The following is a 15,203-nucleotide window of genomic DNA, read 5'->3' as shown; positions in this document are numbered from 1 at the left end:
TAACTTCAACTCATTGTTATCATTATATATAAAGGACAGAAATGCTAATTCTTGGAATTGATTTAGAAGGAATGAATGAGAACCTCGTAGAAAATGGGGTCAATCTAGCAAAAGATAGAGTGACTGAAATCGGCGCAGTTCTTTGGGACACTGAATTCAATCAGCCAATTAAGATCTATTCTGAACTAATTCATGAAGAAGACAGGCTTCCAATTTCCGATGAAATCGAAGAACTCACAGGCATTAATGATATTATGTTAATCAAGTACGGACTCAAGGGTGAAGAAATAAAGATGGGCCTTGAAAGACTTTCCATCATTATGAAGAAAGCAGATTTCATCATGGCCCACAACGGTCCAAATTATGACATCCCAATGCTAAGAGCACTCTTTGAAAGATTTAAAGTTCCTTTTCCTGAAATGAAGTGGATTGACTCTAAAACTGATATTGAATTTCCAAAGAGAATTATTGCGAACTCTCTCTCAGCCCTAGAGCATGCTCATGGGTTTATAAATCCTTTTCCACATAGAGCGGTCACAGATGTTCTCTCTATGCTAAAGATTGCATCCCACTATGACTTTGAAAGAATCGCAGCACTTGCAAGCTCTCCGAAAGTAAGAATCATAGCGGACCTCCAAGCTCCTAATTGGAAGAATCAAAAAGATGTTGATGACTTTAATAAAGTGAAGAGTAAAGTTTCAAGAGCTAGATTCTCTTGGAACCCATCAAATAAAACTTGGTCTAAATTTGTCCATAGACTTCTTATCGAAGAAGGAAAACTTGGATACGAATTTGATTGGTTTGTTGAATAATAATGAATCGCTATATACCAGAGCGTAGCTTCCCTAGCTACGCTTTCACTCCTGGTTTAAATACACACCCAAATAAAAAAGGTGGTCACTTCTTCGGCCAACCTGAAATAGTTTCAACTCATCTAAAAAAAGAAAATCAAGACTACCTCTACTCTATTGATTTAATGAATCATCAATATTACTGGGAAGCCCATGTATACCTAGAAGCGATCTGGAATGCTCATAATAGAGTTGGTATTGAAGCAGATTTCTGCAAAGCTTTAATAAAAATGAGCGCAGGAGCTTTAAAGTATAGACTTGGTTCCAACGAAGCTTTTCTAGGACATCTAGATAGAGCGATTGAACTCTTCACACCTTTACTTGAAAAAGATCTCTTTCTTGGAATCACTCCGAAAGAGCTCATTGAAGTTTGTTATCTGTGGAAAGAAGAAAAATTTGTAGAGATAAAACTCTACCTATCTTGATTTCTCATATGTTCAGCAAAGCTTGTAAAGCTATTCCATAAGTAGCCATCAAAATCTTTATTAAGCTTTAAATCATCCATCGATTTTCTCATACACAAGAGCCACTCCTCTCTCTCCGTAGAAGAAATAGCAAATGGTAAATGCCTAGCTCTCATTCTCGGATGACCATACTTTTCAATATAGAGAGATGGACCACCGAACCAACCAGAGAGAAACATTTTGAGTTTCTGCTTAGAACCTTCCAAGCTCTTGCCGTGAAGATCTCTACAATTCTTTGCTTCGGGTAGATGATCCATGTAGTAGTAGAATTTCTCTACCAATTTATCAATCCCTTTCTCTTCCCCAATGAGTAGATAAGCAGTTATATCTTCTTCCTTGAGCTTCTTTGGAAATATATTTTGAAAAATCTTCTTAAACATGTGCCTCTTCTATCACATTGAGTAAATATTAGCTATAATTTGCCCTATGATCCTTTTGATAATAATTACTTTCTTACATATTCTCTTCTCTATTCTACTCTTTATCCAGTGGATCATTGGTGAAAAGAAGAAATCTATTGAGCTAGATTATAGCTCAACTATTCCAAAAACAACTTCCTACCACTTTGAAAAATTTGAATACACTGAAACTCAAAACTTAGAAATAAAGGCCCACATAGAAAGACTAAGAGTTAATCATATTTACTTTATCCATGGAACCTTTGTTGGAGATGATCCCTTTGATATACTCTCCTTCATAGAAAGGGCCTTTCCAAGTCTTTCGGGCACTATTATAGAGAGAGTTAAACTTCAAATTAAAAGTGGTCAAAACTTAATAGTAAGAGAACTTGGAAATTTTCATCCAAATTTAATTCTTCGATTAAAAGAGATTTGCCCAGATGGCGTAGAGTTTTCAAACTTCACTTGGTCTTCTTCTAATCATCATATCGCAAGACTTCGAGGCGCCATTCAGCTTATGAATTCTATAGCTCTTCAAACAAGAGAAGGAGAGAGAGTTCTTCTCTATGGGCACTCACACGCAGGTCAACTCTTTACACTAATGAGTCAACTCTGTTCAAAAAGCCCTCTAGGTCTACAATTAAAGTCTCTCCTTTATAAGAGCGAAATTCAGCCTAAGGAAATGGAAGAATTAATTATGGCCTGCAAGAAGAGAAGGTTTGATTTTGTAACCTTAGGAACCCCTGTAAGATATCCGTGGAATACAAGTAGTTTCCCAAAGGCAAAGCTTCTCCACTTTATAAATCATAGAGGAACGATTCCAATTGGTGGAGGACTCACAAGCTCAATCACAACTAGAAGTGGTGACTATATTCAACAGTGGGCAGTCGCTGGTAGTGATTCAAAGAGTCCTGTTAGAGATGATCAAATTCTAAATGAAGAACTCGATTTAATCTTAGGAACAGGAAGTGATGTAAAGCTTCTGCAAAGAAATATTAAATTTAAAAAGAGACTACATGATCATGGGGAACATTTCTTAGTAGATTTTAAAGACAATTCAAAGATTCCAAATTCTTTCCTTACAATCTTTGGTCATGGGGTTTATACAAAGAAGAACCCGATGTTCTGGATAATTAATCATTCGCTAGAGAAGTTAAAATAAAAAAAGGGAGCAATCGCTCCCCTTTTCTTGTGTAAATATGTGGATGTAATTTCTACTAATTTCTTTCGTTCATTAGCATTCTATAAGCATCAACTCTTCCAGAAGCTGCATAATTTGAAAGGGAGCTATTTAAAACTGTTGATTCCATTAGTCTCTCTTTTGCTTCTTTAATTGTAATCCCTGGCTCATTCGCAAGTAAAAGCCCTAGAACACCAGATACAAATGGAGTTGCCATTGAAGTCCCTGACATTTTCTTATAAGAACCATTCTTTACAGTTGAAAGAATATTCGATCCTGGAGCAAATACGTGAACACTTGTCTTACCGTAGTTTGAAAAGCTCGATCTATTTCCCTTTCCATCCATCGCTCCAACAGTAACAATACCATCAACAGCGTAAGATGCTGGGTAACTTGGTTTTGCATCATTATCTGCTCTTGAATTTCCAGCAGCTGCAACAAACATAGTTCCTGCATCATAAGCAGCTTGAATAGCCTCTTTTAATGCTTCTGACTTAGCTCCACCACCCCAAGAGTTTGAAGTAATATGTGCACCCATCTTAGTTGCGTACTCAATTGACTTGATCGCACCAATAGTTTCTCCTGAACCACTATCACTTAAGAATTTAATTCCCATAAGCTTAACATTGGCCATAACACCTTTTACACCAATTGAGTTATGTGAAGCTCCAATAACACCAGCACAATGAGTACCGTGGCTATGCCCATCTACAGGATCAGCATCATTATTTGCAAAGTCATACCCATAAATATCATCGACGTATCCGTTCCCATCATCATCAACACCTTCAATACCATTTAACTCAGCATCGTTAGTCCAAAGATTTTCTTTTAAGTCTGGGTGACGATAATCAATTCCAGTATCAATAACTGCTACGATAATATCTTTACTACCCTTAGTAATTTCCCATGCCTTTTCAGCATTAACATCTTCACCTGCTTTTCCAGGAGAAAACCAACCACCAGAATTCTTACCTGTGTTAATAAGTCCCCACTGCTGAGAATACTTAGGATCTGCGGCAACTTCAGAATTATCAACTGGGTCAACTTTAATAATCCAATTTGGCTCAACGTATTCAATCTCTGGGTTATTAGCTAGCTCAGAAATAGCTTTATTTGAAAGGTTAACATTTGTTAGCTTGGCGAAATCACCAAATGAAAGGCTTAATTTTTCAAAATTTCCAATTGATTTAAAAGATTTTTGCTCTAAAAGATTAGAACCTTTCTTAAACTTTACAATATATCCATTGAAGTCTTGAGAAGCGGCGGCAGTGCCAAATGTCAGTGCAAGAGCGCACGATAAAATAACTTTTTTCATAACATCATCCTTGATAGTTAAATAAATTTCCGTATTTATACTTTTCCAGACACAAAATCATCTGACAAGGTAAAAAAAAGTCTGTAAGATTTTGTTATCTTTAAAATAAGGAATAAGATGAACGCTGAAACTGCGCCAAAGAAGAAACAGGAAAACTCCTTTTTAAACATTGCTCTAAATGTGATTATTCCCTCAGTAATCCTTACTAAATTTAGTTCAGATCAACATTTAGGACAAGTTTATAGCTTGATACTCGCACTGAGTTTCCCTATTGGTTATGGGGCTTACGACTACTTTAAGCAAAGAAAAATTAACTTCTTCTCCGCCCTAGGACTTTTCTCAGTTATCATGACTGGCGGCATTGGACTCTTCAATCTAAATAGAGATTGGATGGTTGCAAAAGAGACAGGAATTCCACTTCTAATGGGAATAGCCGTGATAATTAGTCAGTTTACGACCAAACCACTTGTGAAAACTTTCTTAGGTCAGATGATTGATATCGATCTCATTGATAAGTCTTTCAAAGATCATGGCCATGTTGGTCTCTTTGAAAAGAATTTAAAAGTTGCTTCACTTTGTCTCGGTGGGACATTCTTTATTTCGGCCCTTTTAAATTATATACTCGCTATTAAGATCTTAGTTGGTGAGCCGGGAACAGTAGAATTCAACGAGAGCCTAGGAAAGATGACTGCTCTTAGTTTCCCAGTCATATCAGTACCAATGGTTATTATGGTGGGTCTCATTATTGGCTACTTAGTAATGACTATTAAAAAGAATACTGATTTAGAGATTGAATCTATCTTAAGACAGTAAGGAATTTATGAAATTTAAAAAACTTGGAAATACAGATATTGATGTCAGCTTAATTTGTATGGGAACTATGACTTATGGTGAACAAAATACAGAAACAGAAGCTTTTGAAATGCTCGACTATGCCTTCGATCAAGGAATTAACTTCTACGATACGGCTGAAATGTACCCAATTCCTCCAAAGCCAAGAACAGTTCATAGGACAGAAGAAATTCTAGGGAATTGGGATTTATTTAAAAAGAATAGAGACAAGATTATCATGGCCTCAAAAGTTGTTGGCCCTGGTGAATTTATGAAGCATATTAGAGGTGGTCCAAGATTAAAAAAAGAGCATATTATCAAGGCACTCGATGCTTCTCTAGAAAGACTTGGAACAGACTATATCGACCTCTACCAACTTCACTGGCCAGATAGAAATACAAATTACTTTGGAAAGAAAGATTATATTCATGATGCTAATGAAGAGATGGTTCCTTTAGAAGAAATTCTTGAAGCCCTTACTACTTTAAAAAAAGATGGAAAGATTAGAGAGATAGGTGTCTCAAATGAGACCTCTTGGGGAGTGATGAAGTATCTCTCGCTTAGTGAACAAGAAGGCCTTGCAAGAATGCAGAGTATTCAAAATCCTTATAACCTCTTAAATAGAACTTATGAAATCAATCTAGCTGAAGTTAGCCATAGAGAAAATATTGGCTTACTTGCCTACTCTCCACTAGGTTTTGGAATGCTTACTGGAAAGTATCTAGATGGTAATTCTCCAGAGGAGGCCAGAATAACGAAATGGCCTCATTACAATAGATACTCTAGTGATGAGTCTCTAGCGGCCACTAAAATGTACGCACAAATTGCAAAAGACTTTGGAATTAGCCCTACGACTTTGGCCCTTTCCTTTGTAAACTCTAGACCGTTTCTAACAAGTAATATCATTGGAGCAACTAATATGAATCAGCTCCGTGAGAATATAAGTAGTGTTAATCATCAATTAGGCTGGGAAGAACTTGATCGAATCAATCAAGTACATCGAAAATTCTCAAACCCCGCTCCCTAAAGGAGATACAATTGCCTAGTCAGTTTTTAATCTATTAAAAATTGATATTTATCCGACAAGGAAGAGAGATTTTATTTATTTTTTAGATAAATATTAGAAAATGAATTAAAATAAGTTTATTGTATGCGTAACAAGGATAGTACACATGTCAATGATTGAAAGATTTTTTAAAGATTCAAAAGCATCTCCTGAATCTGAACCAGTTTCACTAGCAAATTACTTTCACGACTTAGAAGGCAGTCCCGACTTCCCTTTCACTCTAGCACTGAAGGCCTATGATAATTTAAAAGCATCGGCAAGTAGTCAGGAAGAGCTCTTCTACTTTCTAATGGAAGATTGTATCTTCACTTCGCTCTACGCAACCTTCTATGAAGAGTTATTGATAGCTGTTAAAGAGAATAATGATGTTGCTATTCCTTTAATCGACCGTTTTGCTGATGACTCAGATGAGCGAGAGAGAATGATTGCTGAGCAAACACAACATCACTTAAGTTTCATAGAGAATAAAGGACTTTGTCCAGGTTGCCCTTGCTGTGAAAATCATCAAGATGTAGCTGAACTCATCCAATTTTGGCAAAGAGGAGATATCGACTTCTTTACTAATCTCTATATTGGAATGCAGACAATTCAATTTTCAATGGAGCATTTAATTTATGATGTGATCCCATCAACTAATAATGTAATTGATCTTTTAAACCACAAAAGTATTCTAGCATTTAGACAATATATCTTTGATTACGCAGAAGAAAAAAGTTTATAAGAAATCTAGAACCTCTTCACAAGGGAGAGGTTCTCTAATCCCTTAGTATCTCCAAAGAGCAGAACCCCAAGTAAAACCACTTCCAAAAGCAGCACTAGCAACCAGCATTCCCTCTTTTAGCTTTCCTTCTTTAATTGCGTCATGCATTCCCAGAGGAATTGTAGCGGCAGTAGTATTTCCATACTTTTGAATTGTATTGTAAATTTTCTCCTCAGGAATTTGTAACACTTCAGCAACCTTAGAATTAATTCTTAAATTTGCTTGATGAAAGAGAAAGAGATCAATATCGTTCACAGTCACTCCCATTTCCTTGCAAGATTGAGTCAGAGTTTCGGCCATACGCTTTACCGCGTGAACGAAGACTGTTTTCCCATTCATTTCAGGGAAGTGAAGACCTTCATCAATTAAACCATGGCTCATCCTATCAGGACCCACAGCAGTACCTGGAGCAGGAACCCAAAGCTCTTTTGCGTATGATCCATCTGCGTGAAGATTAGTAATCATCACGTGAGCGTCTTTATTTTTATCTTTTACTTCCGTTCTTGAAACAACAACAGCTCCGGCACCATCTCCAAAGAGTACAGAGACAGCTCTACCTTTAGGAGTCTTATCTAGTCCTTTTGAATGAACTTCTGCACCAACCACTAGAATATTCTTATGACTACCTGACTGCACAAATTTATCCGCAAGACTTAGTCCGTAGAGAAAACCAGTACACTGCTGTCTAACATCAAAAACACAAATATTGGGAATACCTAATTTTGCTTGTAAGAAACAGCCTGTTCCAGGGAAGTCGTGATCAGGACTAAGCGTTGCAAAGACAATCATATCAATATCAGATGCCTTAAGTCCCGCATCAGCAATAGCGATATTAGAAGCTTCAAGAGCTAGGTCTGAAGTCGATGTACTCTCATCCACCCAGTGTCTTTGCTCGATTCCAGTTCTTTGAATAATCCACTCATCTGAAGTATCCATCATCTTTTCTAAATCATGGTTAGTATAGATTTTTGGTGGAACAAAAGATCCAACGCCCGTAATTCTACTATTAAATGCCATAGCCATTCCTTATTTTATTTAAAAACAGAGTAACTTAATAATAACAGGACAATCGATTCGTGCAAATAGAAAGAAATGTAAGAAAATAAATAGGATAATTTCTTGGCCATAGGAAAAAGCTTTGTTAGACTTTAGAAAAGAATCATTCCAAGGATGGATAATGAATTTTAAAAGCTTATTAATTTGCTCAACCTTTCTTTTTAATCTTACCTCTTTTGCTGCGCTAAAAGACTACGATTACTACCCAAGCTCTCTCATTGAAAAAATTGAGAGCGAGAAGTTGAACTCTGATCAAATCAAAGATGAGCTCTTTAAGGTCCTAAGCTACTTTCACGTAAAAACAAATAATAAAGATCTCATTACAGAGAAGTGCCAAAAGAATCAAAAGTGCTACTCGCAAAAGAGAACCGTTAGTTACAAAGAGGCAAGAATTGAACTTTTTGGAAATCTTCACTTAAGAAAAGATAGCCGTGGTCAATACTTTGTAAAAGATCTCTACTGTGAAAATAATTATGGAAGAGCACAAGGGATTGGACCAGGAAAAATTCCATCGGCTTCTTTTATGAATTGTGAGCATACCTGGCCACAGAGTAAGTTCAACCCTAACCTAAGTAAGTCTCTCCAAAAAACCGATCTTCATCACCTCTACCCAGTAAATAATAGGGCCAATAGCTCTAGAAGTAATCATCCGTTTGCAGAAGTTAATGGAAGAGTAGTGAATAATGATTGTACGGCTTCAATGAGAGGCACTGCAATTGGAACAGGTGTAACGTCCTTTGAACCCCCAGTAAATCACAAAGGAAATGTAGCAAGAGCTATGTTCTATTTTTCCGTCAGATTTAAAATGCCAATTGATTCAATCCAAGAGAAATATCTTAGAATTTGGAATGAAGAAGACCCTGTTGACGAAGAAGAAAGAATGAGAAACCAAGCTATTTTTGAATTTCAAAAGAACAGAAATCCTTTTATAGATGAACCTGACTTAATAAATGCTATCTATGACTTTTAATAAAACCATACTCCTACTTATCACCCTCAGTCTGGTTTCGTGCTCTTCAGGAGTTACAGAACTGGCTCCTAAGAGATACTCTAGCGAAACGAATAAGAGCTTTGAAGAAATCGAAAGAGAAAATGCTCTCGAGCGCTATAGACAGCTTAGACTTGAAAATTGGGAAGATACGAAGAAGGGAAATACTCGAATAAGAAATATTAAACCTAGCAAGTATTATAGACCTGCAAAGCCAGCAAGAGTGGCCAGACCCAAACCATCAATTATACCTACGAATCCAGAGGAGCAACGTATTGAAGTTGATCAAAACCTCAAGTTCTTTTGCATGGAAAAGAGAAAAGATCCAAAATTTAATGGCACTGAAACTTGTGAGTCTTATACAGAAAATATTCTTAGTGAGTGTGAGAACTCTTACCAATGGAACGATAAGAAACTCACTAATTGCGTAAAATCTAAATTAAAATAATCTCCTCTATTTACACAGAGGAGCTTTCTTATCTTCCGTTAAAGCTGCATCAGCAATGAGAGCAATATCAGCTTCATTTTCTTCTTCTTTCACATGCCATTGTGGTTTCTTTAGTAATGAGTCACTTTCGATTTCTTCCAGTCTCATTCTTTCTTTTAAGCTCATAATCACTCCTTGTTAGAACTACTTTCTTTGTGAGTTCTCAAATTACAAAAACTTTAACTCAATCAAAGATATTTAGAATACCAGTAGTATCTCTTAAAGTCAATGTAAGAACTATTAACATATCTTATACATTGAAACTTATCTAACTGATTTTACATAGTTAGTGCTCCTCAACTTCCATTGTAAGATTTAATCAGATTCTAGACAATTAGACAAAATCGCTCTATTCATAATGGCTAACGAAAGTGAGTATTTAAGATGACTAGGGCCTATTGTAATAGATGTAAGAGAGCGCTTAGGGGGTGTATATGTAAATACGCTGTCCCTATAGTGAATAAGAATTTCATTACAATTCTGCGCCACCCATCTGAAATAAAGAATATCAAGGGTACCGCGGCCCTACTTGCCCTCTCTCTTTCTAATATTAAATTATTAGACGGTGAAATCTTCTCAAGCTCTGAAGTTTTAAAAACTGAAATGGATAATTACCTACTCTTTCCAAGCGAAACATCTCTAAAAGTAAGTGAGTCTCCAAAGAGTGAATCAAGAGCGAAGAATTTTATTTTCATTGATGGCACATGGAAGAAGGCCTATAAGATTTTACAATTGAATTCATTCTTAAAAGAAATTAATCACTTAAGTATCGAACTCAATGAAGAATCTCTCTATTCACAAATAAGAAAACAAAAATCTGGTGGTCTTAGTACTCTAGAGTCGGTCACTTATACTCTTAAAGAATTTGAAAAAGAAATTACATTAGAAGAACTTGAAGCTTCGTTTAAGAAGTTTATTGAAAACCTTAAGTCTTTATCTACCTAAGATTAATTCCTTGAATTTTATCAGTAATACTAGCGCTCTTTCTTGAACCTGGACAATTCGTTTCTTCGTAAAGAAGATTACTTCTATTAATGAAGTAATTCCCCTTCTTCTCTCCTTGATAGAGCCAATACTGACTATACCAAATTGAAACCTTTAATGTTTTATCAGTTAGACCATCAATTCTATAAATACGTCCATCCTGGCTAACGTAACTTGCATAATTAGAGTGACTCTCCTTAAAACATTGCCCTACTTCATAAGTATCTACTGGCGATTTTCTTACACAAGAAATAAAGAGAGACAAGATAAAGAAGTAAGATATAATAGAAAATGAATTCATAGATCCTCAAAGATAATTATCGCCCTACACTAACGGCTTTTTCACTCTTAAATTTTAGAAGATTATTAGGGAAAATAAGTTATTCTATTAATGTCCACAGCTTATCTATTTCAGACAAAATGAGTATAATTAAGTATGTATTTATTAAAAGAACCTGCCCTCTCTCCTCCTTCACTTTGTCCCTACATTGATGGGGAGGAGTTTACTCAAGAATACTTTTTCGCTAATAATTTAGAAAAAGAAGAATTAGATATAATTTTAGAAAATGGTTGGAGAAAATTTGGTCTTTATTTCTTTAGGCCCAAGTGCGCAAATTGTTCCAAGTGCCTCCCTCTTCGTGTTCTCACAGACAACTTTGCTTTTAGTAAAAGACAGAGAAAAATATTAAAGAAGAATTCTGATTTAGAAATTTTAAAAGAACCTCTTAGTTTTAAAGAAGAGTATTATCAAATTTATCTCCAACACTCGGAGAGATTTCAAAAGTCAAAAGATACAATTGAAAGTAGAGAGGACTTCATTGATGGGTTCTTTTCTAGGTCGTGTTCAAGTTTTATTCTAACCTACTCTTTAGAAAATAAAGTCATCGCTTGGGGAATTCTTGATGAGGGAGAGACTAGTATTAGTAGTGTCTACTTTGCTTTTAATCCCGAATATTCAAATAGAAGTCTTGGAAATTTTGGTGCACTTAAAGAAATTGAATATGCTAAATCCAATAGCTTCACTTATTACTATTTAGGTTACTATATAGCGAGTAACCCTTCTATGGCCTACAAGGCATCGTATAGGCCTCATCAGCTTTATAATTGGGCCTTAAAAAAATGGCAGAACTAAGCCTAAACTTGCCCCAATTCTTTTAGACATGTGTCTAAATGAAAGAGATCAGTAATGGATCTAAACTTTTCTTCACTAGCTAACGAAGTCTTACTTATATGCTCCGCCCCACTTACCCAGAGTTCTCTAGATTTTCCAATTTTCTTAAAGAGGTCTTCTATATATTTCTTTGAAGAGTCGCTCTTAATTGATAGAAGAACAATATTTGCTTCTAGAGAATTAGTCGCCTCAACTAATGGGGCCAAAGGAAGGTTAACTCCAAGATAGAAGAATTTTACTCCGTAGTGAGAACATAATAAAGAAAAGAGAATAATATCAAATTCATCTAACTCCCCACTAGGAGCGGCTATTGAAATTGAACTTGGATTCTTATTCTTGTTTTCATAGCTCTCATAAATAATATCTCCCACATGAAACTTCACCATAGCAAGAAGAGCGTGCTCTTGTGCCACAGAAAGTTTCTTCAATTCGACTCTGTGACGTAATTCAGAAAGTAGTGGTGATAAAATCTTAAGGGCGAGATCTCGTGAGTTTAGAGAACCTTTCAAATATCCTATCTCTTTTGAAAGAACTTCTATTTGATAATTTTGAATCGCCTCAAGTAACTTCTTTAAAGAGTTATTCACCTCAACAGACGAGCTAACTTTATACTTCACAGGCTTAATATTTTGCTTAACTCTACCAAGTTTTCCAAGCATATCTTTTAATTCAACAATATTCTTATTTGCTATCGAACCAATACTATTTCCAAGAGAACATAATTCACTTAGAACTTGCAGCTTTTCAATGTCCTCATCACTATACAAACGTCTTCCTGTACTACTTCTCGCAGGGACAACTGCTAAATATCTCTTCTCCCAAGCTCTAAGAGTGTGAGTTCCAATTCCAGATAAATTTGAGGCTATTTTTATATTATACTTACTCATTTCCTATTTCTCCAAAATAATATCTAAGTAATGTATAAGACTTGTCTACCGTAATCAAGAATTATTGGTGAACAAAACGAAATGTTAAACTAATCCTTTCTTCTTTTGATAACTTAGTCTTACTTATTTGATGCTCCCAGAGCTCTTGCGTCGGAGGAAGCATAAGTAATAGACTACGATCTTCAAGTTTTATTTGAATGGTTTCTTTAGTTAACTTATTTCTAAGAAGAAATACTCTCTCCTCACCAAAACTGCCGCAAGCAATAACTGGCGCCTCCCCAAGAGACTCTTCATCATCACTATGCCAAGACACATAATCCGAACCACCTCGGTAGAGATTTCCAAGCATTCCGTTGAATGAATAAGAAAAGTTATCTTGAATGAGTTCTCGTATCTTAAGTAAGAGTGGATTCCAATGATTATGAGGAATATGAATCCCAGAATACTCATAAGTAATTCCAGGATCACCATACCAGCAATGCAGTCTTGGAATAGGATGAATTTTTCCAAATATTTTTATCTTGTCACTATGCCAGTGAAGTTCTTTTCTTAAATCAGAAAAGTAATTTTCAGAAAAGAAATTTGGGTAGTAGAGAACTTCCCCATTATTAAAAGAAATTTCTTCTCTACCAAAATTTAAAGAGAACTGGGTCATATTACTTCATAGGAGGAGAATAGAGAAGGCCGCCTTTAGACCAAAGCTCGTTCAATCCTCTCTTAATTTTTAAGGTGCTATTCTCACCTAAGTTTCGATGAAAAATCTCATGGTAATTTCCAACCTTAGAAATCACTTCCCCTGTCCAACCACTAGAGACTCCAAGGGCTTTTTCAAAGTTAAAAGACTTACCAAAAAACCTTACAACTCTAGGGTCACGACTTTTCTTCATCAATTCTATATTTGTTGAATTGATCCCTAACTCTTCGGCCCAAATTAGAGAGTAAATAGTCCATGTGACTAAATTCTTCCAGAGCTTATCTCCTGCAATGATAGCTGGAGCAAGAGGCTCCTTTTCAATTCTCTCTTTGAGTAATCGATAGGAATTTGGGGAATGAAATTTCTGACTCTCAGAAGTGAGAGTCGTTATATCTGAAGTTACAGCGACACATCTCTTCTTTTGAAACGCCAAGAAGAGTTGGTCGTTATTGTCAAAGCGAACTTCTCTAAGACGAAGATTGTGTAATTTAAAGTAATCAATAATATTCTCTTGGCTTGTCGTATTATTCTTTACGCATATCTTCTTATTGTCTAAGTCTGCTAACTTAGATACTCCGCCCTTCTTTTCAACTAAGACTCCTTGAACATCAAAGTAAATGACTGGAGCAAATTCAATATTATTTGTAATCTCTCTTGAAAATGTTCTAGAAGTGTTGCGACTTAATAGATCGATCTTCCCTTCTTCAAGATGAGAGAACCTATTCTTTAATGAAGTTGGGAGGTATTTAACTTTTGAAGCATCATTAAAAAGAGAAACAGCGACCGCTTTACAAATATCAACGTCAAAACCACTCCACTCTCCCTTAGCATTAGGAGTGGAGAAACCAGTAAGTCCCTCACTTACTCCACAGTTTAGAAATCCTCTCTCTTTAATTGACTCTATTGTGTTTGCTCGAGTAGTTAAAGAGATTAAGAAAAAGAGTATTAAAGTTTTCATGCTGAACCTTTTCTATTGGCAGCAATCACTACCATTATGAATATGTGTATTTCCCATTAAATGATCTACTCTTCGCTTCACTTCAGATTTAAATTTTATATCGTGAAACCCTGTAGCAATATTATAGAGCTTCTTACGCTCATAAGTATGAAAGAGGTTATTCATATCTTTAACTGAGTTGATTAAGCTCTCTGCACTACCATCAGTCCATAGAATTCCATAATCTCCGAGGTAACTCTTATAGTGTTCACTCTCTTTCAAGATCGCAGGTCTCCCACTAGATAATCCTTTTAGAGCTTCTTCTGGAAAGGCATTTTCACTTACGTCAATTATGGCCCTAGCATTCCCAAGAACAGGAGCAATTTCTCCAGAGCACTTAACACCTAAGAAACGAGGATCTCCCGATCCATACTTCATATTATCTAAGTGTGAATCTTCTCCGAAGAAAATAAATTTAAAATCATATTGAATTAAAAACTCAGCTAGCTTCTCCGCACATTCTTCATTCATGCCCTGTGCGTTTATAGCAAAGTAATTAAATTCCTTTCCCTCTTTTGGAGTCAAAGGATAATCCGCAATATTAAAAGGAGGAGCAATAACACGAACAGGCCCCTCGTAGAAACTTTCTACAAAGTCTTTCACACTATTATTTGGAACCCAGATCTCATCGCTCATACAAAGTGCCGCTTTAGACCACTTTGCTATATACGATTTAAAGAGTTTCTCTCTAAGAACTTTCTTCTTTCTATTTAGATAATAGTGATCATAGAAGTAAGTTATAAGCTTTGTGTTTTCACACTTTCTAATTCCTTGAGACATACCATTTGAAATATTGATGATGAGATCTACTGAACAAGGAATAAAGAGGTTACTTGCTGCATTTGGAATAAGATATGAATTTCGAGCGAGATGTTCTCGGTCTTTAATTTTATGAGAGAGATAGGTTGAGCGAATCTTTCTAAGCTCAACTGTTCCAAGCATTGCTTTTTCTTTATGCACGAGTGTGTAGATTTCAGAGTCTTCGTAGACGAGTCCAAGAGTTTCTACAATTTCAGTATAATGATCTCTAACTAGTAAATCGTCACAACTAAGGGCTATCTTCAAATCACA

At 35.8% G+C, this 15,203-nt stretch carries 19 protein-coding genes; 10 read left to right on the top strand and 9 right to left on the bottom strand.

Translation table 11 applies throughout. The features are described 5' to 3' along the window. The first annotated feature begins 41 nt into the window (after nucleotides 1-41). On the top strand, nucleotides 42-812 hold the full coding sequence (locus CES88_RS01235; RefSeq protein WP_290729867.1) for a 3'-5' exonuclease: 771 nt from the start codon (nucleotides 42-44) through the stop codon (nucleotides 810-812). Between the two features lie 2 nt (nucleotides 813-814). Further along, entirely contained in the window at nucleotides 815-1,276 is a 462-nt protein-coding gene (locus CES88_RS01230; RefSeq protein WP_290729865.1) for a DUF309 domain-containing protein, read from the top strand. Here the strand turns inward: CES88_RS01230 and CES88_RS01225 are convergent. After that, nucleotides 1,264-1,695 (bottom strand): group II truncated hemoglobin, encoded by a 432-nt coding sequence (locus tag CES88_RS01225; RefSeq protein WP_290729863.1) that lies wholly within the window; start codon nucleotides 1,693-1,695, stop codon nucleotides 1,264-1,266. The genes CES88_RS01230 and CES88_RS01225 overlap by 13 nt on opposite strands. Nucleotides 1,696-1,741: 46 nt before the next feature. Between CES88_RS01225 and CES88_RS01220 the strand changes: the two genes are divergently transcribed. Continuing rightward, nucleotides 1,742-2,875 (top strand): hypothetical protein, encoded by a 1,134-nt coding sequence (locus CES88_RS01220; RefSeq protein ID WP_290729861.1) that lies wholly within the window; start codon nucleotides 1,742-1,744, stop codon nucleotides 2,873-2,875. 55 nt (nucleotides 2,876-2,930) lie between these two features. Here the strand turns inward: CES88_RS01220 and CES88_RS01215 are convergent, their stop codons facing one another. Next, nucleotides 2,931-4,211 carry a S8 family peptidase gene (locus CES88_RS01215; RefSeq protein ID WP_290729859.1) on the bottom strand — a complete coding sequence of 427 codons (1,281 nt, stop codon included), beginning with the start codon at nucleotides 4,209-4,211 and terminating at the stop codon, nucleotides 2,931-2,933. 117 nt (nucleotides 4,212-4,328) lie between these two features. Here CES88_RS01215 and CES88_RS01210 point away from each other — a divergent pair, with 117 nt between their 5' ends. From CES88_RS01210 to CES88_RS01200, 3 genes are all read left to right on the top strand, one after another. Beyond that, nucleotides 4,329-5,024, top strand: coding sequence for a VC0807 family protein (locus CES88_RS01210; protein WP_290729857.1), 696 nt, complete (start codon nucleotides 4,329-4,331; stop codon nucleotides 5,022-5,024). A gap of 7 nt (nucleotides 5,025-5,031) precedes the next feature. After that, nucleotides 5,032-6,069 carry an aldo/keto reductase gene (locus CES88_RS01205; RefSeq protein ID WP_290729855.1) on the top strand — a complete coding sequence of 346 codons (1,038 nt, stop codon included), beginning with the start codon at nucleotides 5,032-5,034 and terminating at the stop codon, nucleotides 6,067-6,069. A gap of 145 nt (nucleotides 6,070-6,214) precedes the next feature. Then, nucleotides 6,215-6,829: a hypothetical protein gene (locus CES88_RS01200; RefSeq protein WP_290729854.1), complete on the top strand. Its 615-nt coding sequence runs from the start codon at nucleotides 6,215-6,217 to the stop codon at nucleotides 6,827-6,829. A 42-nt stretch (nucleotides 6,830-6,871) separates the two neighbouring features. On the opposite strand, the gene CES88_RS01195 is transcribed toward CES88_RS01200, so the two are convergent. Next, entirely contained in the window at nucleotides 6,872-7,885 is a 1,014-nt protein-coding gene (locus CES88_RS01195; RefSeq protein ID WP_290729852.1) for a beta-ketoacyl-ACP synthase III, read from the bottom strand. Between the two features lie 160 nt (nucleotides 7,886-8,045). Between CES88_RS01195 and CES88_RS01190 the strand changes: the two genes are divergently transcribed. Both CES88_RS01190 and CES88_RS01185 read left to right on the top strand, forming a co-directional pair. After that, nucleotides 8,046-8,894 carry an endonuclease gene (locus CES88_RS01190; protein ID WP_290729850.1) on the top strand — a complete coding sequence of 283 codons (849 nt, stop codon included), beginning with the start codon at nucleotides 8,046-8,048 and terminating at the stop codon, nucleotides 8,892-8,894. Further along, on the top strand, nucleotides 8,884-9,360 hold the full coding sequence (locus CES88_RS01185) for a hypothetical protein (protein WP_290729848.1): 477 nt from the start codon (nucleotides 8,884-8,886) through the stop codon (nucleotides 9,358-9,360). The genes CES88_RS01190 and CES88_RS01185 overlap by 11 nt, the downstream gene beginning before the upstream one ends. A gap of 6 nt (nucleotides 9,361-9,366) precedes the next feature. Here CES88_RS01185 and CES88_RS01180 read toward each other — a convergent pair whose 3' ends face one another. Beyond that, a complete protein-coding gene (locus CES88_RS01180; RefSeq protein WP_290729846.1) occupies nucleotides 9,367-9,525 on the bottom strand; it encodes a hypothetical protein in 159 nt (52 codons plus the stop codon). Nucleotides 9,526-9,783: 258 nt separating this feature from the next. Here CES88_RS01180 and CES88_RS01175 point away from each other — a divergent pair, with 258 nt between their 5' ends. Beyond that, nucleotides 9,784-10,344, top strand: a complete 561-nt coding sequence (locus tag CES88_RS01175; protein WP_290729844.1) for a tRNA-uridine aminocarboxypropyltransferase — start codon at nucleotides 9,784-9,786, stop codon at nucleotides 10,342-10,344. On the opposite strand, the gene CES88_RS01170 is transcribed toward CES88_RS01175, so the two are convergent. Continuing rightward, complete coding sequence (locus CES88_RS01170; RefSeq protein WP_290729842.1) at nucleotides 10,337-10,684, bottom strand: hypothetical protein; 348 nt, start codon at nucleotides 10,682-10,684, stop codon at nucleotides 10,337-10,339. The two genes, CES88_RS01175 and CES88_RS01170, sit on opposite strands and share 8 nt — an antisense overlap. A 135-nt stretch (nucleotides 10,685-10,819) precedes the next feature. Here CES88_RS01170 and CES88_RS01165 point away from each other — a divergent pair, with 135 nt between their 5' ends. Next, nucleotides 10,820-11,515, top strand: a complete 696-nt coding sequence (locus CES88_RS01165; protein ID WP_290729841.1) for an arginyltransferase — start codon at nucleotides 10,820-10,822, stop codon at nucleotides 11,513-11,515. Between the two features lie 2 nt (nucleotides 11,516-11,517). Here the strand turns inward: CES88_RS01165 and CES88_RS01160 are convergent, their stop codons facing one another. The 4 genes from CES88_RS01160 to CES88_RS01145 form a co-directional block, all read right to left on the bottom strand. Then, nucleotides 11,518-12,441, bottom strand: a complete 924-nt coding sequence (locus CES88_RS01160) for a MerR family transcriptional regulator (RefSeq protein ID WP_290729839.1) — start codon at nucleotides 12,439-12,441, stop codon at nucleotides 11,518-11,520. A 61-nt stretch (nucleotides 12,442-12,502) separates the two neighbouring features. After that, nucleotides 12,503-13,096 carry an alpha-ketoglutarate-dependent dioxygenase AlkB gene (locus CES88_RS01155; protein WP_290729836.1) on the bottom strand — a complete coding sequence of 198 codons (594 nt, stop codon included), beginning with the start codon at nucleotides 13,094-13,096 and terminating at the stop codon, nucleotides 12,503-12,505. Between the two features lies 1 nt (nucleotide 13,097). Continuing rightward, nucleotides 13,098-14,093 carry an amino acid ABC transporter substrate-binding protein gene (locus tag CES88_RS01150; protein ID WP_290729833.1) on the bottom strand — a complete coding sequence of 332 codons (996 nt, stop codon included), beginning with the start codon at nucleotides 14,091-14,093 and terminating at the stop codon, nucleotides 13,098-13,100. 12 nt (nucleotides 14,094-14,105) lie between these two features. Further along, complete coding sequence (locus tag CES88_RS01145; protein WP_290729830.1) at nucleotides 14,106-15,197, bottom strand: hypothetical protein; 1,092 nt, start codon at nucleotides 15,195-15,197, stop codon at nucleotides 14,106-14,108. Between the last annotated feature and the right edge of the window lie 6 nt (nucleotides 15,198-15,203).

The organism is Halobacteriovorax sp. JY17 (assembly GCF_002753895.1).
GTDB lineage: Bacteria > Bdellovibrionota > Bacteriovoracia > Bacteriovoracales > Bacteriovoracaceae > Halobacteriovorax.
This window is presented reverse-complemented; position numbering and strand designations above follow the sequence as displayed.